This is a genomic window from Mesorhizobium sp. B1-1-6, assembly GCF_006443035.1.
Classification (GTDB): domain Bacteria; phylum Pseudomonadota; class Alphaproteobacteria; order Rhizobiales; family Rhizobiaceae; genus Mesorhizobium.
The window spans coordinates 263,394-288,660 of the sequence record NZ_VFWR01000002.1; the positions used below are offsets into that span (position 1 = coordinate 263,394).

At 64.1% G+C, this 25,267-nt stretch carries 26 protein-coding genes; 22 read left to right on the plus strand and 4 right to left on the minus strand.

From position 1 onward, the window contains the following. Positions 1-83 precede the first annotated feature (83 nt). The 12 genes from mdh (at position 84) to lpdA (ending at position 11,998) form a co-directional block, all read left to right on the plus strand. Complete coding sequence (gene mdh, locus FJ979_RS04885) at positions 84-1,052, plus strand: malate dehydrogenase (protein WP_140492808.1); 969 nt, start codon at positions 84-86, stop codon at positions 1,050-1,052. 30 nt (positions 1,053-1,082) lie between these two features. Beyond that, the gene (gene sucC, locus FJ979_RS04890; protein WP_140492804.1) at positions 1,083-2,276 is read left to right on the plus strand and encodes an ADP-forming succinate--CoA ligase subunit beta; all 1,194 of its coding nucleotides are present in this window, start codon (positions 1,083-1,085) and stop codon (positions 2,274-2,276) included. A 4-nt stretch (positions 2,277-2,280) separates the two neighbouring features. After that, entirely contained in the window at positions 2,281-2,652 is a 372-nt protein-coding gene (locus FJ979_RS04895; protein WP_140524969.1) for a cupin domain-containing protein, read from the plus strand. A gap of 3 nt (positions 2,653-2,655) precedes the next feature. Continuing rightward, a complete protein-coding gene (locus FJ979_RS04900) occupies positions 2,656-3,153 on the plus strand; it encodes a DUF1579 family protein (RefSeq protein ID WP_140566676.1) in 498 nt (165 codons plus the stop codon). 83 nt (positions 3,154-3,236) lie between these two features. Next, positions 3,237-3,542 carry a hypothetical protein gene (locus FJ979_RS04905; RefSeq protein ID WP_140492797.1) on the plus strand — a complete coding sequence of 102 codons (306 nt, stop codon included), beginning with the start codon at positions 3,237-3,239 and terminating at the stop codon, positions 3,540-3,542. Continuing rightward, positions 3,469-3,885, plus strand: coding sequence for a PIN domain-containing protein (locus tag FJ979_RS04910; RefSeq protein ID WP_033838548.1), 417 nt, complete (start codon positions 3,469-3,471; stop codon positions 3,883-3,885). Before FJ979_RS04905 ends, FJ979_RS04910 begins: the two co-directional genes overlap by 74 nt. Positions 3,886-3,911: 26 nt before the next feature. Next, positions 3,912-4,814, plus strand: a complete 903-nt coding sequence (gene sucD / locus FJ979_RS04915; protein WP_140518080.1) for a succinate--CoA ligase subunit alpha — start codon at positions 3,912-3,914, stop codon at positions 4,812-4,814. 138 nt (positions 4,815-4,952) lie between these two features. Beyond that, entirely contained in the window at positions 4,953-7,937 is a 2,985-nt protein-coding gene (locus FJ979_RS04920) for a 2-oxoglutarate dehydrogenase E1 component (RefSeq protein WP_140566674.1), read from the plus strand. 47 nt (positions 7,938-7,984) lie between these two features. Next, entirely contained in the window at positions 7,985-9,271 is a 1,287-nt protein-coding gene (gene odhB / locus FJ979_RS04925; RefSeq protein ID WP_140580163.1) for a 2-oxoglutarate dehydrogenase complex dihydrolipoyllysine-residue succinyltransferase, read from the plus strand. Between the two features lie 86 nt (positions 9,272-9,357). After that, complete coding sequence (locus FJ979_RS04930; RefSeq protein WP_181168550.1) at positions 9,358-9,816, plus strand: hypothetical protein; 459 nt, start codon at positions 9,358-9,360, stop codon at positions 9,814-9,816. Continuing rightward, positions 9,813-10,568, plus strand: coding sequence for an SDR family oxidoreductase (locus tag FJ979_RS04935; RefSeq protein ID WP_140554849.1), 756 nt, complete (start codon positions 9,813-9,815; stop codon positions 10,566-10,568). Before FJ979_RS04930 ends, FJ979_RS04935 begins: the two co-directional genes overlap by 4 nt. Positions 10,569-10,594: 26 nt before the next feature. Beyond that, the gene (lpdA, locus tag FJ979_RS04940; RefSeq protein ID WP_140566666.1) at positions 10,595-11,998 is read left to right on the plus strand and encodes a dihydrolipoyl dehydrogenase; all 1,404 of its coding nucleotides are present in this window, start codon (positions 10,595-10,597) and stop codon (positions 11,996-11,998) included. 557 nt (positions 11,999-12,555) lie between these two features. On the opposite strand, the gene FJ979_RS04950 is transcribed toward lpdA, so the two are convergent. Both FJ979_RS04950 and FJ979_RS04955 read right to left on the minus strand, forming a co-directional pair. Then, positions 12,556-13,623 (minus strand): TraB/GumN family protein, encoded by a 1,068-nt coding sequence (locus FJ979_RS04950; protein ID WP_140580165.1) that lies wholly within the window; start codon positions 13,621-13,623, stop codon positions 12,556-12,558. A gap of 174 nt (positions 13,624-13,797) precedes the next feature. After that, a complete protein-coding gene (locus tag FJ979_RS04955; RefSeq protein WP_140580166.1) occupies positions 13,798-14,736 on the minus strand; it encodes a tyrosine recombinase XerC in 939 nt (312 codons plus the stop codon). Positions 14,737-15,018: 282 nt separating this feature from the next. On the opposite strand from FJ979_RS04955, the gene rimM reads away from it, so the two are divergent. Together rimM and trmD are read left to right on the plus strand one after the other, a co-directional pair. Beyond that, positions 15,019-15,618: a ribosome maturation factor RimM gene (gene rimM, locus FJ979_RS04960; RefSeq protein ID WP_140492758.1), complete on the plus strand. Its 600-nt coding sequence runs from the start codon at positions 15,019-15,021 to the stop codon at positions 15,616-15,618. Next, the gene (gene trmD, locus FJ979_RS04965) at positions 15,615-16,316 is read left to right on the plus strand and encodes a tRNA (guanosine(37)-N1)-methyltransferase TrmD (RefSeq protein ID WP_140492755.1); all 702 of its coding nucleotides are present in this window, start codon (positions 15,615-15,617) and stop codon (positions 16,314-16,316) included. Before rimM ends, trmD begins: the two co-directional genes overlap by 4 nt. On the opposite strand, the gene FJ979_RS04970 is transcribed toward trmD, so the two are convergent. Then, entirely contained in the window at positions 16,298-17,050 is a 753-nt protein-coding gene (locus FJ979_RS04970; RefSeq protein ID WP_140518089.1) for a sulfite exporter TauE/SafE family protein, read from the minus strand. The two genes, trmD and FJ979_RS04970, sit on opposite strands and share 19 nt — an antisense overlap. Before the next feature lie 305 nt (positions 17,051-17,355). On the opposite strand from FJ979_RS04970, the gene rplS reads away from it, so the two are divergent. From rplS to leuC, 7 genes are all read left to right on the plus strand, one after another. Further along, complete coding sequence (gene rplS, locus FJ979_RS04975; RefSeq protein WP_140518090.1) at positions 17,356-17,895, plus strand: 50S ribosomal protein L19; 540 nt, start codon at positions 17,356-17,358, stop codon at positions 17,893-17,895. A gap of 152 nt (positions 17,896-18,047) precedes the next feature. Continuing rightward, a complete protein-coding gene (locus FJ979_RS04980) occupies positions 18,048-18,467 on the plus strand; it encodes an organic hydroperoxide resistance protein (protein ID WP_140492746.1) in 420 nt (139 codons plus the stop codon). Continuing rightward, entirely contained in the window at positions 18,464-18,973 is a 510-nt protein-coding gene (locus FJ979_RS04985) for a MarR family transcriptional regulator (RefSeq protein ID WP_140518092.1), read from the plus strand. Before FJ979_RS04980 ends, FJ979_RS04985 begins: the two co-directional genes overlap by 4 nt. Positions 18,974-19,150: 177 nt before the next feature. After that, complete coding sequence (locus FJ979_RS04990; protein WP_140492740.1) at positions 19,151-19,948, plus strand: transporter substrate-binding domain-containing protein; 798 nt, start codon at positions 19,151-19,153, stop codon at positions 19,946-19,948. Positions 19,949-20,208: 260 nt separating this feature from the next. After that, positions 20,209-21,021 carry an amino acid ABC transporter permease gene (locus FJ979_RS05000; protein ID WP_140492737.1) on the plus strand — a complete coding sequence of 271 codons (813 nt, stop codon included), beginning with the start codon at positions 20,209-20,211 and terminating at the stop codon, positions 21,019-21,021. 56 nt (positions 21,022-21,077) lie between these two features. Further along, positions 21,078-21,713, plus strand: coding sequence for a class I SAM-dependent methyltransferase (locus FJ979_RS05005; protein WP_140518095.1), 636 nt, complete (start codon positions 21,078-21,080; stop codon positions 21,711-21,713). Between the two features lie 314 nt (positions 21,714-22,027). Next, on the plus strand, positions 22,028-23,437 hold the full coding sequence (leuC, locus tag FJ979_RS05015; protein ID WP_140518096.1) for a 3-isopropylmalate dehydratase large subunit: 1,410 nt from the start codon (positions 22,028-22,030) through the stop codon (positions 23,435-23,437). Positions 23,438-23,524: 87 nt separating this feature from the next. On the opposite strand, the gene FJ979_RS05020 is transcribed toward leuC, so the two are convergent. Then, on the minus strand, positions 23,525-23,839 hold the full coding sequence (locus tag FJ979_RS05020; RefSeq protein WP_140492726.1) for a hypothetical protein: 315 nt from the start codon (positions 23,837-23,839) through the stop codon (positions 23,525-23,527). A gap of 160 nt (positions 23,840-23,999) precedes the next feature. On the opposite strand from FJ979_RS05020, the gene FJ979_RS05025 reads away from it, so the two are divergent. Further along, complete coding sequence (locus tag FJ979_RS05025) at positions 24,000-25,196, plus strand: GGDEF domain-containing protein (protein WP_140518097.1); 1,197 nt, start codon at positions 24,000-24,002, stop codon at positions 25,194-25,196. The last annotated feature ends 71 nt before the right edge of the window (positions 25,197-25,267 follow it).

Sequence of the window (25,267 nt, forward strand, 5' to 3'; positions counted from 1 at the left end):
AGCATTCCGGTCTCTTCCTCGACGCCGTCATCAGATCGTCAGCGATTTGAGCGACATCACGAACAAAGGGAAACTATCCTGACATGGCACGCAACAAGATAGCGCTTATCGGCTCTGGCATGATCGGCGGCACGCTCGCTCACATGATCGGCCTCAAGGACCTCGGCGACGTGGTTCTGTTCGATATTGCCGAAGGCATCCCGCAGGGCAAGGGGCTCGATATTGCGCAATCGTCGCCGGTCGACGGGTTCGATTCCAGGCTGACCGGCGTCAACGACTATGCCGGGATCGAAGGGGCGGACGTCTGCATCGTCACCGCCGGCGTGCCGCGCAAGCCGGGCATGAGCCGCGACGATCTGCTCGGCATCAACCTCAAGGTCATGGAACAGGTCGGCGCCGGCCTGAAGAAGTACGCGCCGAAGGCCTTCGTCATCTGCATCACCAATCCGCTGGATGCGATGGTCTGGGCGCTGCAGAAGTTTTCCGGCCTGCCCAACACCCATGTCGTGGGCATGGCCGGCGTGCTCGACAGCGCTCGCTTCCGCTATTTCCTGGCCGAGGAGTTCAAGGTCTCGGTCGAGGACGTCACCGCCTTCGTGCTCGGCGGCCATGGCGATTCCATGGTGCCGATGATCCGCTATTCGACGGTTGCAGGCATTCCTCTGCCCGATCTCGTCAAGATGGGCTGGACCTCGAAGGAGAAGCTCGACCAAATCGTGCAGCGCACCCGCGACGGCGGCGCCGAGATCGTCGGCCTGTTGAAGACCGGCTCGGCCTATTATGCGCCGGCCGCATCGGCGATCTCGATGGCCGAAGCCTATCTCAAGGACAAGAAGCGTGTGCTGCCTTGCGCGGCCCACCTTTCCGGCCAGTATGGCGTGAAGAACACCTATGTCGGCGTTCCCGTGGTGATCGGCGCCGGTGGCGTCGAGCGCGTCATCGAGATCGAGCTTTCCAAGCCAGAGCAGAAGATGTTCGATAGCTCGGTGGCGGCGGTGCAAGGCCTGACCGAGGCCTGCGTCAAGATCGCGCCGCAACTCGCCTCGAAGTGAACCCCAGCAGCTGATCCGGAGACGATCCAGATGAACATCCATGAATATCAGGGCAAGGCGCTGCTGAAGGGCTTTGGCGCGCCGGTGGCCCAAGGCGTGCCGGTGTTCAAGGCGGATGAGGCGGAAGCCGCCGCCAAGGCGCTGCCCGGCCCGCTCTATGTGGTGAAGAGCCAGATCCATGCCGGCGGCCGCGGCAAGGGCAAGTTCAAGGAGCTCGGGCCTGACGCCAAGGGCGGCGTGCGGCTGGCCAAGTCGGTCGCCGACGTCGTCGCCAACGCCAACGAGATGCTCGGCCACACGCTGGTGACCAAGCAAACCGGCCCGGCCGGCAAGCAGGTCAACCGGCTCTATATCGAGGATGGCGCCGACATCGAGCGCGAGCTCTATCTGTCTGTTCTGGTCGACCGTTCGGTCGGCCGCATCGCCTTCGTCGTCTCGACCGAAGGCGGCATGGACATCGAGGCGGTCGCCCACGACACGCCGGAAAAGATCATCACCGTCGCCATCGATCCGGAAAAGGGCGTTACCGCGGATGACGTGAAGAAACTCAATGGCGCGCTGAAGCTCGACGGCGATGCTGCCAGGGACGGCGGCACGCTGTTCCCGATCCTCTACAAGGCCTTCGTCGAGAAGGACATGAGCCTGCTCGAGGTCAATCCCCTGATCGTCATGAAAAACGGCCGGCTGCGCGTCCTCGACGCCAAGGTGTCGTTCGACAACAACGCGCTGTTTCGCCATCCGGATGTGCTCGAGCTGCGCGACACCACCGAAGAGGACGAGAAGGAGATCGAGGCGTCGAAATACGACCTCGCCTATGTCGCGCTCGACGGCAATATCGGCTGCATGGTCAATGGCGCCGGCCTCGCCATGGCGACGATGGACATCATCAAGCTCTACGGCGCCGAGCCGGCCAACTTCCTCGATGTCGGCGGCGGCGCGTCGAAGGAAAAGGTGACGGCGGCCTTCAAGATCATCACCAGGGATCCGGCGGTCAAGGGCATCCTGATCAACATCTTCGGCGGCATCATGAAATGCGACATCATCGCCGAGGGCGTCATCGCCGCGGTCAAGGAAGTCGGCCTGAAAGTGCCGCTGGTCGTGCGCCTGGAAGGCACCAATGCCGAACTCGGCAAGAAGATCATCAACGACAGCGGCCTCAACGTCGTGTCAGCCGACGATCTTGACGACGCGGCCAAGAAAATCGTGGCGGCGGTGAAGGGCTGATCAAGTGCCTCCACGCAAGATAAACCTCGTCGAGGCTGCGGATGCGAAGATCGCGGATGTCTTCGATCCGCATATCGCCGGCGACGTCAATGACAGCCAGGCGAAGGTCGCCAAGTTCGGCGCGGTTTTCGACTGGCACGCCCATGACAACGAAGACGAAGCCTTCCTCGTGCTGCGCGGCCGCATCGCCATCGATTTCCGCGACGGTCCGGTCGAGCTCGGCGAAGGCGATTTCATCGTCGTGCCGCGCGGCGTCGAGCACCGGCCGCGTTCGCTGACACCGGAACCGGTGGTGCTGATGTTCGAGCCGGCGACGACGCTCAACACCGGCAACGCCAAGAGCGCTCTCACCGTCACCGACCTGAAGCGGCTCTGAGCCATGAACGCGGCCTCCTTCTCCTCGCTCTCGCCTGATCACCAGCGCCTGCAGGCGCTGGTCGGCGCGTGGCGTGGCGAGGAAGAGGTCGCGGACACACAATGGGCCGATGGCGGCTCAGCGACTTCGGAAGTACTGGCAGAGGCACAGTTCGGCGGCCTGTTCGTAGTGCAACGCTATCGCCAGCGCCGCGACGGGACGATTTCGTTCGGCGCGCACAGCGTGTTCGGCTTCGACCGGCAAAACAGCCTTGTCACCATGCATCAGTTCGATTCGATGGGCTTTGTGCCGGCCTCGCCGGCCTCCGGCACGTGGGAGGGCAACACACTGACGCTGTTGCGCTCGTCGCCGCGCGGGGCCGCACGCGTGACCTACGCTTTCGACGGCAGCGACAGCTATCGCATGCGACTGCAATTCCAGCTCGTCGGCAGCGACGGCTGGCAAGACATGATGAGCGGCCTTTACCGGCGCGTCCCGCCTTCCGTTTTGGGGGATGGCTGAGCGATGGAAATCCTGGGCAAAGCGGTTGAAGAAAGACACATAATCACACATATATTGGCTGTGTGTTTATGTGGAGACGAGCGATGAAGAACGTCACCCTGGCCATGGACGAGGCACTGCTTGAGAAAGCGCGAGGCCTTGCCGGACGTCGCAAGACGACGCTCAACGCCCTCATTCGTTCACTGCTTGCGCATGAAGTCGAGCAGGAAGATCGGATTGCCTGGGCCAAGGCGGGAATGAAGCGGCTTATGGACGAGGCTGCGAAACGGAGCGACAGCGCCGACACCCCCTACAAGTGGGATCGAAGGGACGCCTATGCCGACCGGGAAGATCGACTGCTTTCTCGACACGAACGTCCTGATCTACGCGGCTTCGGAGAAGAATCGTGACCCACGTCGCGCGCCAATCGCAGAAGACCTGGTATCGAGCACTGTCTTTGGCGTGTCGGGGCAAACCTTGGCCGAATTCACAGCGGTGGCGCGAGGAAAATCCCTTCTGGGGGATGATCTGCTCGACCAATGGCTGGTCCTCCTCGGCACTTGTCCGCTGGTGCCTGTCGACGAAAGCTATGTTCGCGCAGGACTGGACCTCGCACGCCGCTACGGAATTCACTACTACGACGCCGCGCTTCTTGCCGCAGCCGGATATCTCGGCGCGCCGATTTTCTACACCGAAGATCTCAACCACAACCAGGTTTATGGCTCGGTGCGAGCCGTCAATCCTTTCTTGTAATCGCTGAATTCAGAGGCGTTCTCACCATGTCCATTCTCGTCGACAAGAACACCAAGGTGCTCGTGCAGGGCCTGACCGGCAAGACCGGCACCTTCCACACCGAACAGGCGCTGGCCTATCACGGGACCAAGATGGTCGGCGGCATCCATCCCAAGAAGGGCGGCGAGACCTGGACCGGCGCCAAGGGCGAGAACCTGCCGATCTTCGCCACCGTCGCCGAGGGCAAGGCCAAGACCGGCGCCAACGCTTCCGTCGTCTATGTGCCGCCGGCGGGTGCTGCCGAAGCCATCATCGAGGCCATCGAGGCCGAAATCCCGCTCATCGTCTGCATCACCGAAGGCATTCCCGTCATGGACATGATCAAGGTCAAGGCGCGGCTCGACCGTTCGACGTCGCGGCTGATCGGCCCGAACTGTCCCGGCGTGCTCACCCCCGACGAATGCAAGATTGGCATCATGCCCGGGAACATCTTCCGCAAGGGTTCGGTCGGTGTTGTTTCGCGCTCGGGAACGCTTACCTATGAAGCCGTGTTCCAGACCACCAATGTCGGCCTCGGCCAGACCACCGCTGTCGGCATCGGTGGCGATCCCGTCAAAGGCACCGAATTCATCGACGTGCTCGAAATGTTCCTCGCCGACGACGAGACCAAGTCGATCATCATGATCGGCGAGATCGGCGGCTCGGCCGAGGAAGACGCCGCGCAGTTTCTCAAGGACGAGGCCAAACGCGGCCGCCGCAAGCCGATGGCGGGCTTCATCGCCGGACGCACGGCGCCGGCCGGCCGCACCATGGGCCATGCGGGCGCGGTTATCTCGGGCGGCAAGGGCGGCGCCGAAGACAAGATCGCGGCAATGGAATCGGCCGGGATAAAAGTTTCGCCATCGCCGGCCCGGCTGGGCACGACGCTGGTCGAGGCAATTAAGGGCTAGTGAGTAGTCAATAGTGAGTAGTGAAAAGGGAAGAACGGGTGAGTAGCAGCTGAACGGGAAAGTCTTCATTTTTCCTACTCCTTACTGACTACTCACTATTCCCCTCGAAAGGAGACGGAGCCAGGCTCCGCAGACAAAATGGCACGACAAGATCAGGCCAACGACCAATTTTCGCTCACCTCTTTCCTCTATGGCGGCAATGCCGATTATATCGACGCGCTCTATGCGGCGTATGAGGACGATCCAGCCTCGGTCAATCCCGAATGGCAGGAGTTCTTCGCCGGCCTGAAGGACGATGCCGGGGATGTCCGCAAGAACGCCAAGGGCGCCTCGTGGGCCAAGCCCTCCTGGCCGCTGCAGGCCAATGGCGAGCTGGTGTCGGCGCTCGACGGCAATTGGGGCCTGGTCGAGAAGCACATCGAAAAGAAGGTCAAGGAGAAGGCAGCCGTCAACGGCGCCGTCCCCTCCGACGCCGACGTGCACCAGGCGACGCGCGATTCCGTGCGCGCCATCATGATGATCCGCGCCTATCGCATGCGCGGCCATCTGCACGCCAATCTCGACCCGCTCGGCATCGCCACGCTCGAGGATTACAACGAGCTGTCGCCAGAGAATTACGGCTTCACCGAAGCCGACTACGACCGGCCGATCTTCCTCGACAATGTGCTCGGGCTCGAATTCGGCACCATCCGCCAGATGCTCGACATCCTGACCCGCACCTATTGCTCGACGCTGGGCGTCGAGTTCATGCATATCTCCGATCCGGAAGAGAAAGCGTGGATCCAGGCGCGCATCGAGGGCGCCGACAAGGAGATTTCCTTCACCGCGACCGGCAAGAAGGCGATCCTGCAGAAACTGATCGAGGCCGAGGGCTTCGAGCAGTTCGCCGACGTCAAGTTCAAAGGCACCAAGCGCTTCGGCCTCGACGGCGGCGAAGCGCTGATCCCGGCGCTGGAGCAGATCGTCAAGCGCGGCGGTCAGCTCGGGCTGAAGGAGATCGTGCTCGGCATGGCGCATCGCGGCCGCCTCAACGTACTCTCCCAGGTGATGGCCAAGCCGCATCGCGCCATCTTCCACGAATTCAAGGGCGGCTCGGCCGCACCCGACGAGGTCGAGGGCTCGGGCGACGTCAAATACCATCTTGGCGCCTCGTCGGACCGCGAGTTCGACGGCAACAAGGTGCATCTGTCGCTGACCGCCAATCCCTCGCATCTTGAAATCGTCGACCCGGTGGTGATGGGCAAGGCGCGCGCCAAACAGGATTATCTGTTCGGCCGTGGCCGCGAGGAGATCGTGCCGCTGGAAGAGCGGGCCAAGGTGCTGCCGCTTTTGCTGCATGGCGACGCCGCCTTTGCCGGCCAGGGCGTCATTGCCGAAATCCTCGGCCTGTCCGGCCTGCGCGGCCACCGCGTTGCCGGCACGCTGCATTTCATCATCAACAACCAGATCGGCTTCACCACCAATCCGCGCTTCTCGCGCTCGTCGCCCTACCCGTCCGACGTCGCCAAGATGATCGAGGCGCCGATCTTCCACGTCAACGGCGACGATCCGGAGGCCGTGGTGCACGCCGCCAAGGTGGCGATCGAATTCCGCATGAAATTCCACAAGCCTGTCGTGGTCGACATGTTCTGCTACCGCCGCTTCGGCCACAATGAGGGCGACGAGCCGGCCTTCACGCAGCCGATCATGTACCGCAACATCCGCAACCATAAGACAACGGTGCAGATCTATGCCGACCGGCTGATCGCCGAAGGCCACTTGACGCAGGCCGAGTTCGACAAGCTCAAGGCCGACTGGCGGGAGCATCTGGAATCCGAGTGGGAAGTCGGCCAGCATTACAAGCCCAACAAGGCCGATTGGTTGGATGGCGCCTGGTCGGGCCTGCGTACGGCCGACAACCAGGATGAACAGCGGCGCGGCAAGACCGCGGTGCCGGCCAAGACACTGAAGGAGATCGGCAAGAAGCTGACCGAGGTGCCGAAGAATTTCGAGGCGCACAAGACGATCATCCGCTTCCTCGAAAACCGCCGCCAGGCCATCGAATCCGGCGAAGGCATCGACTGGTCGACGGCCGAGGCGCTGGCTTTTGGCGCCATCCTGCTCGACGGCAACCCGATCCGCCTCTCCGGGCAGGATTCGGAGCGGGGTACCTTCTCGCAGCGCCATTCCGTGCTCTACGACCAGCGCGACGAGACCCGCTACATCCCGCTCAACAATCTGTCGGCGGCGCAGGCCGGCTATGAGGTCATCAACTCAATGCTGTCCGAAGAAGCCGTGCTCGGCTTCGAATATGGCTACAGCCTGGCCGAGCCTAAGGCGCTGACGTTGTGGGAAGCTCAGTTCGGCGACTTCGCCAACGGCGCCCAGGTGGTGTTCGACCAGTTCATATCCAGCGGAGAGCGCAAGTGGCTCCGGATGTCGGGCCTCGTCTGCCTGCTGCCGCATGGCTATGAAGGCCAGGGACCGGAACATTCGTCTGCCCGGCTCGAGCGTTTCCTGCAGCTCTGCGCCGAGGACAACATGCAAGTGGCCAACTGCACGACGCCGGCCAACTACTTCCATATATTGCGCCGGCAGTTGAAGCGCGACTTCCGCAAGCCGCTGATCCTGATGACGCCGAAGTCGCTGCTGCGCCACAAGCGGGCGGTGTCGACGCTGCCGGAAATGTCGGGCGAAAGCTCGTTCCACCGGCTGCTGTGGGACGATGCCCAGCTCTTGCCCAACCAGGCCATCAAGCTGACCAAGGATTCCAAGATCCGCCGTGTCGTGCTGTGCTCGGGCAAGGTCTATTACGACCTCTACGAGGAGCGTGAGAAGCGTGGCATCAACGACATCTATCTGCTGCGCGTCGAACAGCTCTACCCGTTCCCGGCCAAGGCGCTGATCACCGAACTGTCGCGCTTCCGCAATGCCGAAATGGTGTGGTGCCAGGAGGAACCCAAGAACATGGGCGCCTGGTCGTTCATCGACCCGTATCTGGAATGGGTGCTGGCGCATATCGACGCCAAGCACCAGCGGGTGCGCTACACCGGCCGGCCGGCATCCGCCTCGCCGGCGACCGGGCTTATGTCCAAGCATCTCGCCCAGCTCGCCGCCTTGCTCGAAGACGCGCTCGGCGAGTAGGCAGAGTTGAGCGAATAGAACAGACAGACAACAAACGGACAGGCACAATGGCTACCGAAATCCGCGTTCCCACTCTCGGCGAATCCGTCACCGAGGCAACCATCGGCAAATGGTTCAAGAAGGTGGGCGATGCCATTGCCGCCGACGAGCCGCTGGTCGAGCTCGAAACCGACAAGGTGACGGTCGAGGTTCCCTCGCCGGGCGCTGGAACCTTGGGCGAGATCGCCGCCAAGGAAGGCGAGACGGTCGGGGTCGGCGCGCTTCTGGGCTCGATTTCGGCCGGTGGCGCCGCCGCACCGGTCACCAAGCCGCAAGCCGTGGCGCAGGCATCGAGCCCCGACGCCGCGCAGACCACCAAACAGGCCGCCGCCGAGACCGCCAAGGTCGCCGGCGACGCCGGTCCGGTCGAGCCGCGCACCATGCCCCCGGCGCCGGCAGCGGCGAAACTGATCGCCGAGAACAATCTGTCGGTCGACCAGCTTTCCGGCTCCGGCAAGCGCGGCCAGGTGCTGAAGGGCGACGTGCTCGACGCCATCTCCAAAGGTGCGCCGTCGCAGCCGGCCGAGACGCCGAAGGCGGCCCCGGCCCCGGCAGCGCCGGTTGCTGCCCGTGCGCCGTCCTCAGGCGACGACGCGGCGCGCGAGGAGCGCGTGCGCATGACCAAGCTGCGCCAGACCATCGCGCGCCGGCTCAAGGAAGCGCAGTCGACCGCCGCCATGCTCACCACCTTCAACGAGGTGGACATGGGCGCGGTGATGGCGCTCAGGACCAAGTACAAGGACGTGTTCGAGAAGAAGCACGGCGTGAAGCTCGGCTTCATGGGCTTCTTCACCAAGGCCGTCACCCATGCCTTGAAGGAAATCCCCTCGGTCAACGCCGAGATCGACGCCACCGATATCATCTTCAAGAACTACGCCCATATCGGCGTCGCCGTCGGCACTGAGAAGGGCCTTGTCGTCCCGGTGGTGCGCGATGCCGACCAGATGTCTATCGCCGAGATCGAGAAGGAGATCGGCCGGCTCGGCATCGCCGCGCGCGACGGCAAGCTGTCGGTCGCCGACATGCAGGGCGGCACGTTCACGATTTCCAATGGCGGCGTCTACGGGTCGCTGATGTCCACGCCGATCCTCAACGCGCCGCAGTCGGGTATTCTGGGCATGCACAAGATCCAGGACCGGCCCGTGGTGGTCGGCGGCCAGATCGTGATCCGGCCGATGATGTATCTGGCGCTGAGCTACGATCACCGCATCGTCGACGGCAAGGAAGCGGTGACCTTCCTGGTGCGCGTCAAGGAAAGCCTGGAGGATCCGGAACGGCTGGTGCTTGATCTGTGAGGCGGTCGGATGGTGGCTCGCGGTCGGAGTAGCCAATAATGGCCCTGTTCCCTGGGCCTGCCAGACCGATAGCGCTGGCGGCCGGTATGGCATTCGCCGCTGTCCACGCTAATGCCGCATGCCCGGCCGAACTCGCCGTCTACGGCGATGCCCAGAGCGGCAGTGAGATCAATTTTACGCCGACCGGCACGTCGGCGACCGTCACCAACACGTTCCGCTTGATCCTCGACAACGATGTGCTGCTGAACGGCATCGTCCAATGGAACGAAGGTGTTTCGCGACCGAACGGGGCGCTGATGTACAAATGCCCGGGAGGCGACGTTACCGGCACCGAGCTTGCCGCCTGCACCTTGTGGAACGGCGTCATCTATACGTCGGATGAAAAGGGCAGCATCGGCCTGTTGCCGGCCGAAGGCGTCGAAGCACCGAAGACGCTGATCCTGCCCGATCTCGGTCCGGTGTTGCATCAATCCACCGCCTATGGCGGCGCCGGGTTTTCGAAAGTGCCGTCGGACGTGTTTGCCTTGAAGGGATGCCAGGAATGAGCGGGACGCAAAAGGTGCTGCTGGTCACCGGTGGCAGCCGCGGCATCGGCGCCGCGATCTGCCGGCTCGGGTCGAAGGCTGGCTATCGCGTAGCGGTCAACTACACCTCCCACCAGACCGCCGCCGAGGCACTGGTCGGCGAAATCAAGGCCGCAGGCGGCGAGGCCTTTGCGGTCAGGGGCGATGTCGGCGTCGAATCCGATATCGTTGCCATGTTTGAAGCCGTCGACCGCGGCTATGGCCGGCTCGATGCTTTCGTCAACAATGCCGGCATCGTCGACGTCAAGGCGCGGGTCGATGAGATGGATGTTTCACGGCTGGAGCGCATGATGCGCATCAATGTCGTGGGGTCGTTCCTCTGCGCCCGCGAAGCGGTGAAGCGGATGTCGAGCCGTCACGGTGGGTCGGGTGGATCCATCGTCAACATCTCGTCGGCTGCGGCAGTTCTGGGCTCGCCGGGCGAATATGTCGACTACGCCGCGTCCAAGGGCGCGATCGACACCTTCACCATGGGGCTCGCCCGCGAGGTGGCGCTGGAAGGCATCCGCGTCAATGCGGTGCGGCCGGGCATCATCGATACCGAAATCCATGCCTCGGGTGGACAGCCGGACCGGATAGAACGCTTCCGCGATCTTCTGCCGATGAAAAGAGCCGGCACCGCGGATGAAGTCGCGGGCGCGGTTCTCTACCTGTTGTCCGATGCCGCGTCCTATACGACCGGCGCGATCCTGAACGTCAGCGGCGGCCGCTGAGCGCCCCAAGAAAAAGGGAAACAAACATGGCTTATGACGTCGTAATCATCGGCTCGGGACCGGGCGGCTATGTCTGCGCCATCAAGGCGGCGCAGCTCGGGCTGAAGGTCGCGGTGGTCGAGAAGAACCCGACCTTCGGCGGCACCTGCCTCAACATCGGCTGCATTCCGTCCAAGGCGTTGCTGCATGCCTCCGAGATGTTCGCCGAAGCCGGCCACTCCTTCGACACACTGGGTGTCGAAGTGACACCGAAGCTCAATTTGAAGAAGATGATGGCGCACAAGGACGCCACGGTGACGGCGAACGTCAACGGCGTCGCCTTCCTGTTCAAGAAGAACAAGATCGATAGTTTTCGCGGCATCGGCACGGTGGTCGCGGCGGGCAAGGTGTCGGTGACGAGCGAGGACGGCAAGGTCGAGGAAATCGAGACGAAGAACATCGTTATCGCCACCGGCTCGGATGTCGCCGGCATTCCTGGCGTCACGGTCGACTTCGACGAAAAAGTCATCGTGTCCTCGACCGGCGCGCTGTCGCTGGACAAGGTGCCCGGCCATCTCGTCGTGGTCGGCGGCGGCGTCATCGGGCTCGAGCTCGGCTCGGTCTGGGCGCGGCTCGGCGCCAAGGTCACCGTGGTCGAATTCCTCGACACCATCCTCGGCGGTATGGACGGTGAGGTCTCCAAGCAATTCCAGCGGCTGCTCTCCAAGCAGGGCTTCGAATTCAGGCTCGGCGCCAAGGTCACCGGCGTCGCCAAGGCCAAGAAGGGCGCCAGCGTCACTTTCGAGCCTGTGAAAGGCGGCGCGGCCGAGACGATCGAGGCCGACATGGTGCTGATCGCCACCGGCCGCCGCGCTTTCGCCGACAGCCTGGGCCTGAAGGAAGCGGGCGTCGAGGTCGATGAGCGCGGCCGGGTCAAAACCGACGCGCACCTCAGGACCAACGTACCAGGCATCTATGCCATCGGCGATGTCATCGCCGGGCCGATGCTGGCGCACAAGGCCGAGGATGAGGGCGTGGCAGTGGCCGAGACCATTGCCGGCCAGGCCGGCCATGTGAACTATGACGTCATTCCGAGCGTCGTCTACACCAGCCCGGAGATCGCTTCGGTCGGCAAGACCGAGGAAGAATTGAAGAAGGCCGGCATCGACTACAAGGTCGGGAAATTCCCGTTCACCGCCAATGGCCGGGCGCGCGCCATGCTGCACACCGACGGCTTCGTCAAGATCCTGGCCGACAAGGCCACCGACCGCGTGCTCGGCGTTCACATCGTCGGCTTCGGCGCCGGCGAGATGATCCACGAGGCGGCGGTGCTGATGGAATTCGGCGGCTCGTCGGAAGATCTCGCCCGCACCTGTCATGCCCATCCGACCATGTCGGAAGCAGTGAAGGAAGCGGCATTGGCGACGTTCTTCAAGCCGATCCATATTTAGAACGATCCAGGAAAACCGTGACACGGTTTTCCCGGGAAAAGCGCGTAGCGCTTTCCCTGAGGGAATTGCCTCCTTGCCTGCCCAAACAGAACGGCCCACCGGAAGGCGGGCCGTTCTTCGTTGAAAGCCGTGGCCCGGATTACTGGGCCGGTGCGGGAGCTGGGGCCGGGGCAGGAGCCGGTGTCGCCGGTGCAGGAGCAGGCGCGGGTGCCGGGGCAGGCGCGGGTGCCGGTTCGGCGGGCTTCATCGGTTCCGCGGGCGCTGGGGCCGGGGCCGGTGTGCTCGCGGCCGGCGGTTCGGTCGCCGGATGCTCACCACTTCTTCCGAAAACATAATACGCGACAATCGCCAGAATAACGACGACCAATGCAATCAGCCAAGGGCTGCCGCCGCCACCTGATCTGGGCGTGTCGTTTGATGGATTCGCCATAAAAGTGTCCTCCGTGGATGAAAATGATCAATCAACAGCCATCAACGCGCAACCGTTGATGGGGTTTCACGCTAGGGAAGGAAAGCGCCGAAAACGCGGCGCACGGTTCCTCCGCTGCCCACGCGACTCAATCGACAGCGGTGACAGTATAGCCGGCTTTGCGGAAATCCTCGACCAGGCCCTCGGGACCGGGCAGATGCAGCGCGCCGACGGCGATGAAGGCACTGCCTTTGGCGAGGAATGGTCCGGCATGATCGACCATCGCCTTGTTGCGGCTGGTGATCATGGTCTGCTCGAACGCCGCGTAGCCTGTCGCGTCGCCCGTCTCGCCGGGCAGCACGGCGCGAAACAGCGGCCAGAACATGCCGGTCTCGCCGCGCTGGTAGAGCACGATCATGGTTTCGTTGACGTCGTTCATCCTGTCGCCGAGCTTCAGCGTGTCGACCAGTCCCTTCATGTGGAACGCCATCGGCAGCGAAGCCATGGCGCGCAGCTGGTCGGCGACGGTTTCCAGCCCTTCGACGGATTTGCCGGAGGCCTTGGCATCCTCGGCAAGCTTGACGTCGAGCACCGGCGCGCCGCCCGCCTTGCGGGCGAGCTCGCAGGCTGGAAGCGCCACCATGGCCGACAGCATCCACGGCTTCATCTTGGCGACGGTTGCCGGCGGGATGCCGCGTTCGTCGAGCGCCTTGTCGACCGCCGCAGCGTCGTCGGGCGACAGCAGCGACGACAGCGTGGTGCTGTCGGTGAACATCATCAGCTCCGGCTGCTTGAGCAGGGCCGCCATCATCTTCTGCTGGTCGAGCACTTCGGTGGTCTCGATGACGATGGTGCCGGCGCCGTCATAGGCCTTCTGCGCGGCCGGCGGCAGCGCTGTGACGCGCGGGTCGGTCATATGCATGGTGCCGAACAGGAAGGAGGGCTGTTCGCCCGTCTTCTCCAGCTTCCACAGCAGGCCCTTGCCGTTCGGCGTTGCGGCGGCTTCCGCCTCGATCTTGCGGTAGGTGGACGGGTCACTTTTCTGCAACGCCGACAGCATGTCGGCGCCGGTGCAGGACGGGATTTCGGCATGCGCCTTGCCCGCCGCGAACAGCAGGACGGAGAGCAGAGACAGGAAAAACAGCACATGGAACGCCAGGAGCAGCTTCAGCGAGAAGAGCGCAGCGCGGTCGGCGATGACGATGACCCGTTTCATGGTCCTTTCCTAAGCTGGAAAAACGGCAAAACGGTTAACCCGGAGAACGAAATTGTCTTCGATTCAATCAGTTTTGACTATCGCTCGAATTACTGAACGGCTTGCAGTTGGTTGAGCCGCCCACCCCTCATCATCCCGTGGCGAAGTCCGGAAGCCTCGCGCAACCCCAATACTTCACGCCCTCGGGTGAGCCGATTCATAGATCTCCAACAGCCTCGCCGTATCGACGCCGGTATAGATCTGCGTGGTCGACAGGCTGGCATGGCCGAGCAGTTCCTGGACGGTGCGCAGGTCGCCGCCGCGGCCGAGCAGATGCGTGGCGAAGGAATGGCGCAAGGCGTGCGGCGTTGCGGTGTCCGGCAGGTTGAGCGCCGAGCGCAGCTTGGCCATCTCGCGCTGGACGATGGCCGGGTTGAGCGGGCCGCCGCGCGCGCCGCGAAACAACCGGCCCTTGGGGTCGAGATGGTAGGGGCACAGCCGGCGGTATTCGGCAACCGCCTTGAGCGCCACCGGCAGCACCGGCACCAGCCGCGTCTTGCCACCCTTGCCGGTGACGCGCAGCACCGTGTCGGCCTCCGACGCCAGTTCGGCGCCGGCAAGGCCGAGCGCCTCGGAAATGCGCAGGCCCGAGCCGTAGAGCAGCGTCAGCACGGCGGCGTTGCGGGCGGCGATCCAGGGTTCGTCCGCCAATTGACCCTCGACGGAAACGACATGTTTTGCGTCACTGGCCGTCAGCGGTTTCGGCAGTGACTTTGGTTGGCGAGGCGCGCGCAGGGCCGCCGCGCCCGCTGCGTTGGCGAGACCACGCCGTTCCAGAAAGCGCAAGAGTGAGCGAATGCCGGCCAGCCCCCGGCCGAGCGTGCGGGCGCCTGCGCCTTCGTTGCGGCGGGCGGCGAGAAAGCCGCGCAGGTCGGCCGGGCGCAGATCGGCGATGTCGGCTATGCCGGGCGGGCCGCCATTATGACCCGTCAGGAAATGCAGGAACTGCCTGGTGTCGCGCTCGTAGGCTTCCACCGTCTCGGGCGACAGCCGACGTTCTCGCGCGAGCATCTTGAGCCAGCTTTCGCGCGCCGCCTGGAGGTCGGGCTTTGCCGGGATAAGGAATTCCTGCATGGCGTCGTTCCGGTTCGCCGTCATTTTCCGGCAGCCGGGTTAGGAAGCGGTGAAGAGGCGTCATTGAAATGACAATCCGGTGGGGCTAGGAGTCGACCGGCGGCAAGTCAAAACCGTGGTGATTGGCCAAACGGGGTATCCGCAAATAGAGAGTTGCAGGAACGAAACCCGTGAGCCTTTCTGAACTGCCGTGGGTTTGATCACCGTAACGAATGGGTCCTCGGGTCTGCGCAGTCGCTTCGCGCCTGCTCCGCCCGTGGATGACGAAGGTAAAAGCGCGCCATGAGCAAGCCCCAGAACCCCGTCCAGATGGCCGTGATCGGCGCCGCTCACGGCATCAAGGGCGAATTGCGCGTCAAAACCTTTACCGGCGATCCGCTGGCGCTCGCCGACTACGGGCCGCTTTACGCAAGGGACGGCCGCGCCTTCCAGATCATCGACATAAGGCCCGCCAACACCGTGGTCGTGGTGCGCTTCAAGGGTGTCAGTGACCGCAACGCGGCCGAGGCGCTGGCGGGCACGGAGCTGTTCGTCGATCGCTCCATGCTGCCCGATGACGGCGAGGAGGACGAATTCTATCATGCCGACCTGATCGGTCTGGAGGTTCGGGACGATACGGGAGCCGTCCTTGGCAAGGTCGTCGCCGTGCACAATTTCGGCGGCGGCGACATCCTCGATGTGACGCTGGCCGGACGCAAGGGCGTGTTGATCCCGTTCACGCAGGCCGCTGTGCCCGAAGTGTCCATCGCCGAGGGTTTTGTGCGCGTCAACCAGGCGGCGGCCGGACTGGTCGAGGACGAGGACGGCGAAGCGCCGCGCGAGGAAGGCTTCGACCCGAAGGGCAGGCCGCGCGGCCCGAGGGACGCCGGGGGCAACCGGTGAGCTTCTCCGCCTCCGTGCTTACGCTCTACCCGGAAATGTTTCCGGGTCTGCTTGGCCTGTCGCTGGCCGGGCGGGCGCTGGAGGCGGGTACATGGTCGCTGCAAGCAATCCAGATCCGCGACTTTGCAACCGACCGCCACCGCACTGTCGACGACACGCCGGCCGGCGGCGGCGCCGGCATGGTGATGCGCGCCGATGTCTTGGCCAGGGCGATCGACCATGCCTCGCCCGAAGGCGATTTGCGGCCACGGCTGCTGATGAGCCCGCGTGGAAAGCCGCTGACGCAGGCGCGCGTGCGCGAACTGGCCGCCGGGCCGGGCGCCGTCATCCTGTGCGGCCGCTTCGAAGGCATCGACCAGCGGGTGATCGACGCGCGAGGATTGGAGGAAGTCTCGGTCGGAGACTTCATTCTGTCCGGTGGCGAGCCGGCGGCGCTTGTGCTGCTCGACGCGGTCGTGCGGCTGCTGCCCGGCGTTATGGGCAATGCGGTGTCGGGTGAAGAAGAGAGCTTTGAAAACGGCCTGCTCGAACACCCGCACTACACGCGGCCGCAGGATTTCGAGGGCCGGCCTATTCCCGAGGTGCTGACCTCGGGCAACCACGGCAAGATCGCGGCGTGGCGGCGGGCACAGTCGGAGAAGCTGACGCGGGAACGGCGGCCGGACTTGCTCGGCTCTCCTCAGCCCTTGGCGAAATAGTAGAAAGCCAGGAACAGCCCGACCGCGACGACGAAGCCACGCACCACGTTCTGCGGCACGCGCTTGGCGATCCACACGCCGGCATAGCCGCCCAACGCGCCGCCGGGGATCATGATGATCGCTTGCGGCCAGGCGACGACGCCACCCGAGACGAAGACGACGATGGCGACCGCTGCGATGACCATGGCCAGCATGTTTTTCAGCGCGTTCAGGCGGTGGTAGTCGCCGGCCTGGGTCAGGCCGAGCGTCGCCAGCATCATCACGCCCATGCCGGCCCCGAAGAAGCCGCCATAGATGGCCGTGACGAACTGCGCCAGCGAGCCGGCCAACGAGCCCACAGAAGCCTCATGCCCCGGCTTGGGTGCGGGCTTCAGCCACGGCCCGGCGGCGAACAGCGCCGTCGCGGCCAGCAGCAGCCACGGCACCAGGACGCGAAATGACGGATTGTCCAGCGCCAGCAGGATGAGTGCGCCGGCCAGTGCGCCGAGCGCCGATATCAGGCAGAGCAGCAGGGCGCCACGCCAGAAATGGCGGATGTCGTCCCGGTAGGCCAGCGTCGAGGTGATGTAGCCGGGGAATTGCGTCACCGAGGAGGTCGCGTTGGCGACGATCGGCGGCAGGCCGACCAAGGTCATGGCACCGAAGGTGATGAAGGTGCCGCCGCCCGCGACCGCATTGGCGGCGCCGGAAAGAAAACCCGCCATGAATAGCAGGACCGCGTCGAAAAAGGACATGAGGATGCCGCCGGAGAACTATGGTTGCCCCGCCTTAGGCAGCTTGAAGGGCCCTTGCAACCCGGTAGTGGACAGATACGATGGTGCACGCGAGCAAAAAAGACGCGGCCAAGACGTGACAAAGCGTCGAAATAGCTGTATGTGCCCGCCGAACCGGGAGAAATCTGCCGGACCCGTCAACAATGGCGGTGTAGTCGCCCCTGCCCGATGTTTTCGAACAAAGGGCATAGCCGAGCGGTCATTGGAACTGCAAGGCGAGCGCCGGGCGCTCTGACTGTCGGAAGAACAAGAAGTGGATTATTGAGATGGATCTCATCCGTCAGATCGAGGCCGAACAGGCCGCCAAGATCGAAGCAAAGCGCAAGCTTCCCGAATTCCAGCCCGGCGACACCGTGCGCGTCCAGGTCCGCGTGACCGAAGGCACCCGCACCCGCGTCCAGGCATATGAAGGCGTCGTCATCGCCCGTGCCGGTTCGGGCTTCCAGGAAAATTTCACCGTCCGCAAGATCTCCTACGGCGAAGGCGTCGAGCGCGTGTTCCCGGTGTTTTCGCCAATGGTCGAAGGCGTCGAGATCGTGCGTCGCGGCAAGGTGCGTCGTGCCAAGCTCTATTACCTGCGCGACCGTCGCGGCAAGTCGGCCCGTATTTCGGAGAACACCGGCGTGCGCGCCCGCAAGCTCAACGATGAGGAGCGCGATGCGCTGAACGCCGAGAAGGCGCGCATCGAGGCCGAGAAGGTTGCCGCCGCGCAGGCGCTGGCCGCCGAGACGGCCGCCAAGGAAGCCGCCGAGAAGAAGGCCGCCGACGAAGCCGCCAAGGCTGCGGAAGCCGCTGCCGCCGAATAAGGCTTTCGACAGACATTTCTGAAAGGCGGCTTCGGCCGCCTTTTTTCGTTTCGGAGCCCGCCCTTTGCCACATGCGGGCTTCCAAAGCGGGATTGACTTCTATAGTACGGTACACTAATTAATCGTGTACAAACTAATTTTGGAGACTTGATATGACCGCCCTCTATTCGACCCAGGCTCGTGCCGTCGGCGGCCGCGCCGGCCACGTCCAGACCGATGACGGCCTGCTCAGCCTCGACCTCGCAATGCCGAAGGAGCTTGGCGGCAAGGGTGGTGCCACCAATCCCGAACAGCTTTTCGCCGCCGGCTATGCCGCTTGCTTCGAAAGCGCCATGCGGTTTCTCGCCGGCAAGCAGAAACTCCCGCTGCGCGATGCCTCGGTGACGGCCACTGTCAGCCTCCATCCCAACGGCCAGGGCGGTTTCCTGCTCGGCGTTTCCCTGGCGGCCGAGACGAAAGGTCTTGATCAGGCGGCCGCCGAAGCGCTTGTATCGGCAGCGCACCAGATCTGCCCCTACTCCAACGCAACCAGGGGCAATATCGAGGTGGCGATTTCGGCAAAGGCGACATGACGGCGAAAACCAAAGACACGGCCAACCAGGTCCCGGCGGGTGATGCTGGGACAAGCGCGGTCCCAAGGCTCAGCGACCAGCTCTGCTTCGCGCTCTATTCGGCGAGCGGATTGATGACGAAGCTCTACCGGCCGTTGCTCGATCCGCTTGGCCTGACCTATCCGCAATATCTGGCCATGCTGGCGCTGTGGGAGCGCGCGCCGAGCACGGTGGGCGAGCTCGGCGAGGCGCTGGGCCTCGATTCGGCGACGCTGACGCCGCTGCTCAAGCGGCTCGAGGCCGGCGGCCTGGTTACGCGCCGGCGCGATCCTGCCGACGAGCGCCGCGTGCTGGTCGAGCCGACAGCCAAGGGCCAAGCCTTGCGCGAGCGCGCCAGGGACATCCCCGCCGCCATGCTCTGCAGCATGCCGCTCGACCCAGCCGAGTTGAAGTCGCTGCATGGCACGCTGACCCGCTTCGTCGCCGGGCTGCGCGAGGCCGATGCCGGAGCGCCGCAGCGCGGCTGATCGGCCACGGCAAGGATCGTTCCCCAGAATCCCGGCCGAAAGTATCTATTTGCGTTTTTCGCCGGCCGTGGCGCAGCGGAGCGTCTTGCATGGCGCTTGCGGAGAGCTAAAGTCGGCGCCGGATTCCTTTGCAAGCCCGGCCCGTGTCCGGGCGCTTTCACTTCCGGGGAGTGTGTCATGACAAAATCGAAACTGCTGCTGGCCGGCCTGCTTGCCGTCATGCTTGCGCCCGTTGCCGCCTTCGCCCAGGCGCTGCCCGATCTCGGCGGCAAGAAAGTGGTGGTGGTGACGGAAAACGCCTATCCGCCGCTACAGTTCATCGATGCCAAGACCGGAAAACAGATCGGCTGGGAATATGACGCGATGAACGAGATCGCCAAGCGGCTGAATTTCACCGTCGAGTACCAGAACACGTCCTGGGACGCGATGATCCAGGCGGTTTCCGACAACCAGTACAACATCGGCATGACCGGCATCACCATCAAGGACGACCGCAAGCAGAAGGTGGATTTCTCCGACCCCTATATGCGCTCGGAACAGTTCATGTTGGTGCGCGGCGACGAGAGCCGCTTCACCGACGCCAAGACCTTCGGCGCCTTCAAGGACGGGCTGATCGGCGCGCAGGCCGGCACGACACCCTTCTACACCGCTGTCTACAGCGTGCTGGACGGCAATGAGCAGAACCCGCGCATAAAGCTGTTCGAGACGTTCGGTGCCACCGTGCAGGCGCTGAAGACTGGCGACGTCGATGTGGTGCTCACGGACGGCACTGCGGGCAAGGGCTATGTCGACGCTTCCGAGGGCAAGCTGAAGCTGATCGGCGGCCCGCTCGGCACCGAGGATTTCGGCTTCATCTTTCCCAAGGGCTCCGACCTGGTGAAGCCTGTCAACGCCGCGATCGCCGCGCTCAAGGCCGACGGCACGTTCGATGCGCTGAACAAGAAATGGTTTCTTGATTACAAGATGGGGCAGTAGTTCGTCTTGATGCGGGCGGTGCGCGTGCGGGAACTCGCGCTGAGTTTGCGCTTGAACGCCCCCCTCTGCCCTGCCGGGCATCTCCCCCTCAAGGGGGGAGATTGGCAGCTTGGCCTTCGTCCCACATGCAGCATCGATGAAGATTGGCGAAGGTCGATGAGACATCTGATCTCCCCCCTTGAGGGGGAGATGTCCGGCAGGACAGAGGGGGGCGCCTTGGCGCCTGCCTTGCGCACTATGCACCTCGCCGGCCACGCCTGATGGCCCCCCCACCATCCTCCGTCAAACCTGAATTCCCCTGGTGGCTGGCCGCCGCCCTTGTCCTTGCCTTGGCCGCCGCGCTCGCCATCGCCGCCAGCGATCTTTATGCCCAGGTCTTCGCCACTGTCGCCAAGGGCATCGGCGTCACCGTCTTCGTCACCATTGTCGCCTTCGCGCTGGCCTCGATCATCGGCCTCGGCATCGCGCTGATGGGATTGTCGGGTTCGCAGTGGCTGCGGCAGATCGCGCGTTTCTATGTCGAGATCATCCGTGGCGTACCGATCCTGGTGCTTTTGTTCTGGATCGCGTTTGCCGGCGCACCGGCTTTCGTCGCAGCCTGGAACGCGCTGACCGCGCCGCTGCAGAGCACCGGCTATCTCGGCGAGTTGCAGGTGCGCGACGTCTCGCTCTTGTGGCGCGCCGTCATGGCGCTGACCATCGGCTATTCCGCCTTCATCTCCGAAGTGTTCCGGGCCGGCATCCAGGCGGTCGAGAAGGGCCAGATCGAAGCGGCCAAGGCGCTCGGGCTCACGCGGGCGCAACGTTTCCGGCTCATCGTCTTTCCGCAGGCGATCCGTACCATCCTGCCGCCGCTCGGCAATGACTTCGTCGCCCTGGTCAAGGATTCCTCGCTGGTCTCGGTGCTCGGTGTCGCCGACATCACGCAGATGGGCAAGGTCTATGCCGCCGGTTCCTTCCGCTTCTTCGAGACCTATTCGATAACAGCCTACATCTATCTCATCCTGACCGTCGGCTTGTCTTTGGCGCTCCGGGCGCTGGAACGGCGGCTGCGCCGCCAGCATCAGGAATAGTCTTTCGGCAAGGACGGCGTTACGCTCCGGTTGCGCACTGGAGGAGGAGCATGCCCATGAACGTCGACAAGGCCAATGCAGCGCTGGACTCGGTCTATACGGCCGATACGCCCGAAACCCTGGCGCAGGCCTATGCCGCATGGGCCGCGACCTATGACAGCGAGACCGCCTCGCTCGGTTATCTCCTGCCGTTCCTCATTGCCGCCTGGGTGGCGCGCCATGTGCCTGCGGGCGAAGGGCCGCTGCTCGACGCGGGCTGCGGCACCGGCCTGTCGGGGCCGTCGCTGAAGGCGCTGGGCTACGGCGATATCGCCGGGCTCGACCTGTCGGACGACATGCTGAAGATCGCCGGCAGCCGCAACGCCTATGGCGAGCTGAAGCAGGCAATGCTGGGCGGCCCGCTGCCCTGGCCCGACGGCCATTTCCGCGCCTTCTTCTCGACCGGCGTGTTCACCATCAGCCATGCGCCGGCTTCCGGCCTGCACGAACTGGTGCGCATCACGAAGAAAGGCGGCCACGCCATCTTCACCGTACGCGACCAGGTGTTCGAGAGCGGTGGTTTCCAGGCCGTCTTCGACGAGCTGGAACGGACAGGAAAATGGCGGCTGGTCGAGCAAAGCCCGTGGTTCCGCTGCTATGCGATTGCCGAGCCGGATGCGCTGGTGAAGACGTTTGTCTTCGAGGTGCTTTGAACCGCGGGTCCGCCAAGCTTGGTGCGCATCCCCCGGAGGCGTGGACGCGAGGACGAGGAACCCAGGTCCCGCGCAGCCACCGCCAATTGCCGAAAAGCCAAAACATTGCTATCTACCCCGCCATGGAAGAGCTTTTTGGCGATCCGGCCTACAAGGGGTTCGTGCTGCAGGACAGAAAACGCCTGCCGTCGCGCTTCTCCGCGCGCGTCTGTGGCGCGCCGACCAGCCGACTTACGCGGGCCGACTGATCAACTCGTTTCGCCTGACATCTTGGCGTCTGCCCTTCCCTTTCTCATATCGACGGATTTACGCACATGAGCGCACCGCGCACCCTCTATGACAAGATTTTCGACGACCACGTCGTCGACCGCCAGGACGACGGCACCTGTCTGCTCTATATCGACCGCCACCTCGTCCATGAGGTGACCAGCCCGCAGGCCTTCGAGGGCCTGCGCATGAGTGGTCGCAAAGTCCGTCATCCCGAAAAGACGCTGGCCGTGGTCGACCACAACGTCTCGACCTCGCCCGAGCGCAAGTTCGGCATCAAGAACGAGGAAAGCCGCATCCAGGTCGAGGCTCTGGCCAAGAACGCCAAGGATTTCGGCGTCGAATATTATTCGGAGAATGACATCCGCCAGGGCATCGTCCACATCATCGGGCCGGAACAGGGTTTCACCTTGCCCGGCATGACCATCGTCTGCGGCGACAGCCACACCTCCACCCACGGCGCCTTCGGCGCGCTGGCGCACGGCATCGGCACGTCGGAGGTCGAGCACGTGCTGGCGACGCAGACGCTGATCCAGCGCAAGGCCAAGAATATGCTGGTGCGCGTCGACGGCCAGTTGCCGGAAGGCGTCACCGCCAAGGACATCATCCTCGCCATCATCGGCGAGATCGGCACCGCCGGAGGCACCGGCTATGTCATCGAATATGCCGGCGAGGCGATCCGCTCGCTGTCGATGGAAGGCCGCATGACGATCTGCAACATGTCGATCGAGGGCGGCGCGCGCGCCGGCCTGATCGCACCCGACGAGACGACCTTCGCCTATGTCAAGGACAAGCCGCGCGCGCCCAAGGGCGCCGCCTGGGACGCCGCGCTCGCCTACTGGAAGACGCTGCAATCCGACGAAGGCGCGCATTTCGACAAGGTGATCGTGCTCGATGCGGCCAAACTGCCGCCGATCGTCTCCTGGGGCTCTTCCCCGGAGGATGTTGTCTCGGTGCAAGGGATTGTGCCGAACCCGGAAGACATCACCGACGAAAACAAGCGCACCTCAAAGCAGCGCGCGCTCGACTATATGGGCCTGACGCCGGGAACGAAGATCACCGACATCGCCCTCGACCGTGTCTTCATCGGCTCCTGCACCAACGGCCGCATCGAGGATCTGCGCGCCGCCGCCAAGGTGGTCGAGGGCAGAAAAGTCAATCCGCGCGTCAACGCCATGATCGTGCCGGGCTCCGGCCTGGTCAAGGAACAGGCCGAGGCCGAAGGGCTGGACAAGATCTTCCTCGCCGCCGGCTTCGACTGGCGCGAGCCGGGTTGCTCGATGTGCCTTGCCATGAACGACGACCGGCTGAAGCCGCATGAGCGCTGCGCCTCGACCTCGAACCGCAATTTCGAGGGCCGGCAAGGCTTCAAGGGGCGCACCCATCTGGTGTCGCCGGCCATGGCTGCGGCGGCGGCGATCGCCGGCCACTTCGTCGATATTCGCGACTGGAAGTAAATCGCGGCTGGTTCGATCGAAACGCAAGGGCCCGGACCGCGATGCGATCCGGGCCTTCTGCTTGAGCGTCCAGAGCATGTTGGAGCTTCACCGGTCGTCGCGGCGGATGATCTCGTGGAACTGCTCGCGGCGCCCTGGTTCTTCGGCGGCAACCACCAGGGCCAGCCCGCGTTCATCGAAGAGTTTGAACCATTCGTCCCACTCGACCAACTCATAACCTCCGGCATTGATCGGGCGCTCCGGCTGGTCTTCGTCCTCATAGGCGTGCTGGCCGAACACCAGCCGCAGCATCGCCTGCGTGCCGGCCTCGGGCGACACGTCGACAATGGCCGGAAAGCCGGCGCGTGAAGCGGCCCATGAACGGATTGCCTCGTGATCGGTCAGGGTGATTGTATCGGCCATTATCGGTTCCTCTTCTGCGCTGGACAAACGCAGGTCCGGCGCGCCGGTTCCACGTCACGCTCCGCACCAGCGTGACGCATATTCGCTTTCGCTTAACCGCTTGTTTGGGCTTGCAGCCTAAGGTCTTTCCCGACGTCAAGCGAGGGGAAGTCACGGTCCTTTGGACACCGGCCTGCTGATAGCGTTGCTAAACCCGACGATCGCGCTGGCCCTCGGCGCGGCGTTCCTCGTGCTTTGGTTCTATCAGCGCCACCGTCCCTATCTGGCCGTGCTGGCGGTAAGCTATTCGCTTGCGGCGGCCGGGTTCCTGTTCCAGCATTTCACGCTGCCCGTTGGCCTGGCACCGTCGAAGCTGCTCTCCAACCTATGCTTCTGCGTTGCCGGATCCTGCCTGGCCGGCGCGATCGTGGCGCGGCATGGCCAGCGAGTGCCCTATGCCGGGCTTTGCGTCTTGGCGAGCGGCGGCATGGCCGCCTTTTGCTGGTTCCTGTTCGTCCAGCCGGACCTGACATGGCGGGTCCTCGTCATCAATTTCGCGCTCGGCGGCATCAGCCTGGTGGCGGCCGCCGAATTGCGCAAGGTGCGTGGCAATGGCCCGACGGAAAAGATCCTGTTCGTCCTGGCGTTGCTCGCGGGGCTGAATTTCTTCGTGCGCACGCTTGCCGTCATCGTCGCGCACGGGCCTTTCGCGACTTATGACGAGCTCTATACATCATCCTATTGGACGACGGCGTTGCTGTCGCATGCGCTGCTGTCGCTGCTGATCGCGCTTTGCCTGTTCTCCGCCGCCGCGCTCGACGTGATGAAGGCGTTGAAGGTCGAAACCTACACCGATCCGCTGTCTCGCCTGCTCAACCGGCGCGGCTTCGAGCAACGGGCGGCCCTGCTCTTGCAACGCTGCGCGGCGGCGAAATTGCCGGTGGCCCTTGTGCTGGCCGATCTCGACCACTTCAAGGCGCTCAACGACCTGCATGGGCATGCCGCGGGCGACCGGGTGATCGCTGACTTCGCCGCCAGGCTTCGCGCGGCCGCCGGTGCGCGCGGTGAGGCTGGACGTATCGGCGGCGAGGAATTCGCGGTGCTCCTGCCCTTGACCGATCTTGCCGCCGCGCGGCTGTTCGCAGAGGCCGTGCGCGTGGCCTACTCGGCCGGCGGCGTCGACGGACTTCCGCCCGGCACCAAGGTCACCGCCAGTTTCGGCGTGGCGGCGCGCAGCGGCGACGAAGCGCTGGAGCCGTTGATGCGCCGCGCCGACGAGGCCCTCTACAAGGCCAAGAAAAACGGCCGTGACAGCGTGCGCCTGTCCTATGAGCGGCCGGAAACGCTGTTCGTGCCGGAGCCGCTCAAAGCCGGCTGAAGGCGATCGGCCTGACGCCTTCATCATCCAGGACCCGCGCCGCACCGCTTCGTTCCTTGCTTCCCTGAAAG

What these genes read in the sequence shown, in the direction of transcription:
- mdh (WP_140492808.1), top strand. Translation starts at nt 84, where the DNA reads ATGGCACGCAACAAGATAGCGCTTATCGGCTCTGGCATGATCGGCGGC.
- sucC (WP_140492804.1), top strand. Translation starts at nt 1,083, where the DNA reads ATGAACATCCATGAATATCAGGGCAAGGCGCTGCTGAAGGGCTTTGGC.
- FJ979_RS04900 (WP_140566676.1), top strand. Translation starts at nt 2,656, where the DNA reads ATGAACGCGGCCTCCTTCTCCTCGCTCTCGCCTGATCACCAGCGCCTG.
- FJ979_RS04905 (WP_140492797.1), top strand. Translation starts at nt 3,237, where the DNA reads ATGAAGAACGTCACCCTGGCCATGGACGAGGCACTGCTTGAGAAAGCG.
- FJ979_RS04910 (WP_033838548.1), top strand. Translation starts at nt 3,469, where the DNA reads ATGCCGACCGGGAAGATCGACTGCTTTCTCGACACGAACGTCCTGATC.
- sucD (WP_140518080.1), top strand. Translation starts at nt 3,912, where the DNA reads ATGTCCATTCTCGTCGACAAGAACACCAAGGTGCTCGTGCAGGGCCTG.
- FJ979_RS04920 (WP_140566674.1), top strand. Translation starts at nt 4,953, where the DNA reads ATGGCACGACAAGATCAGGCCAACGACCAATTTTCGCTCACCTCTTTC.
- odhB (WP_140580163.1), top strand. Translation starts at nt 7,985, where the DNA reads ATGGCTACCGAAATCCGCGTTCCCACTCTCGGCGAATCCGTCACCGAG.
- FJ979_RS04930 (WP_181168550.1), top strand. Translation starts at nt 9,358, where the DNA reads ATGGCATTCGCCGCTGTCCACGCTAATGCCGCATGCCCGGCCGAACTC.
- FJ979_RS04935 (WP_140554849.1), top strand. Translation starts at nt 9,813, where the DNA reads ATGAGCGGGACGCAAAAGGTGCTGCTGGTCACCGGTGGCAGCCGCGGC.
- lpdA (WP_140566666.1), top strand. Translation starts at nt 10,595, where the DNA reads ATGGCTTATGACGTCGTAATCATCGGCTCGGGACCGGGCGGCTATGTC.
- FJ979_RS04950 (WP_140580165.1), bottom strand. Translation starts at nt 13,623, where the DNA reads ATGAAACGGGTCATCGTCATCGCCGACCGCGCTGCGCTCTTCTCGCTG.
- FJ979_RS04955 (WP_140580166.1), bottom strand. Translation starts at nt 14,736, where the DNA reads ATGCAGGAATTCCTTATCCCGGCAAAGCCCGACCTCCAGGCGGCGCGC.
- rimM (WP_140492758.1), top strand. Translation starts at nt 15,019, where the DNA reads ATGAGCAAGCCCCAGAACCCCGTCCAGATGGCCGTGATCGGCGCCGCT.
- FJ979_RS04970 (WP_140518089.1), bottom strand. Translation starts at nt 17,050, where the DNA reads ATGTCCTTTTTCGACGCGGTCCTGCTATTCATGGCGGGTTTTCTTTCC.
- rplS (WP_140518090.1), top strand. Translation starts at nt 17,356, where the DNA reads ATGGATCTCATCCGTCAGATCGAGGCCGAACAGGCCGCCAAGATCGAA.
- FJ979_RS04980 (WP_140492746.1), top strand. Translation starts at nt 18,048, where the DNA reads ATGACCGCCCTCTATTCGACCCAGGCTCGTGCCGTCGGCGGCCGCGCC.
- FJ979_RS04985 (WP_140518092.1), top strand. Translation starts at nt 18,464, where the DNA reads ATGACGGCGAAAACCAAAGACACGGCCAACCAGGTCCCGGCGGGTGAT.
- FJ979_RS04990 (WP_140492740.1), top strand. Translation starts at nt 19,151, where the DNA reads ATGACAAAATCGAAACTGCTGCTGGCCGGCCTGCTTGCCGTCATGCTT.
- FJ979_RS05000 (WP_140492737.1), top strand. Translation starts at nt 20,209, where the DNA reads ATGGCCCCCCCACCATCCTCCGTCAAACCTGAATTCCCCTGGTGGCTG.
- FJ979_RS05005 (WP_140518095.1), top strand. Translation starts at nt 21,078, where the DNA reads ATGAACGTCGACAAGGCCAATGCAGCGCTGGACTCGGTCTATACGGCC.
- leuC (WP_140518096.1), top strand. Translation starts at nt 22,028, where the DNA reads ATGAGCGCACCGCGCACCCTCTATGACAAGATTTTCGACGACCACGTC.
- FJ979_RS05020 (WP_140492726.1), bottom strand. Translation starts at nt 23,839, where the DNA reads ATGGCCGATACAATCACCCTGACCGATCACGAGGCAATCCGTTCATGG.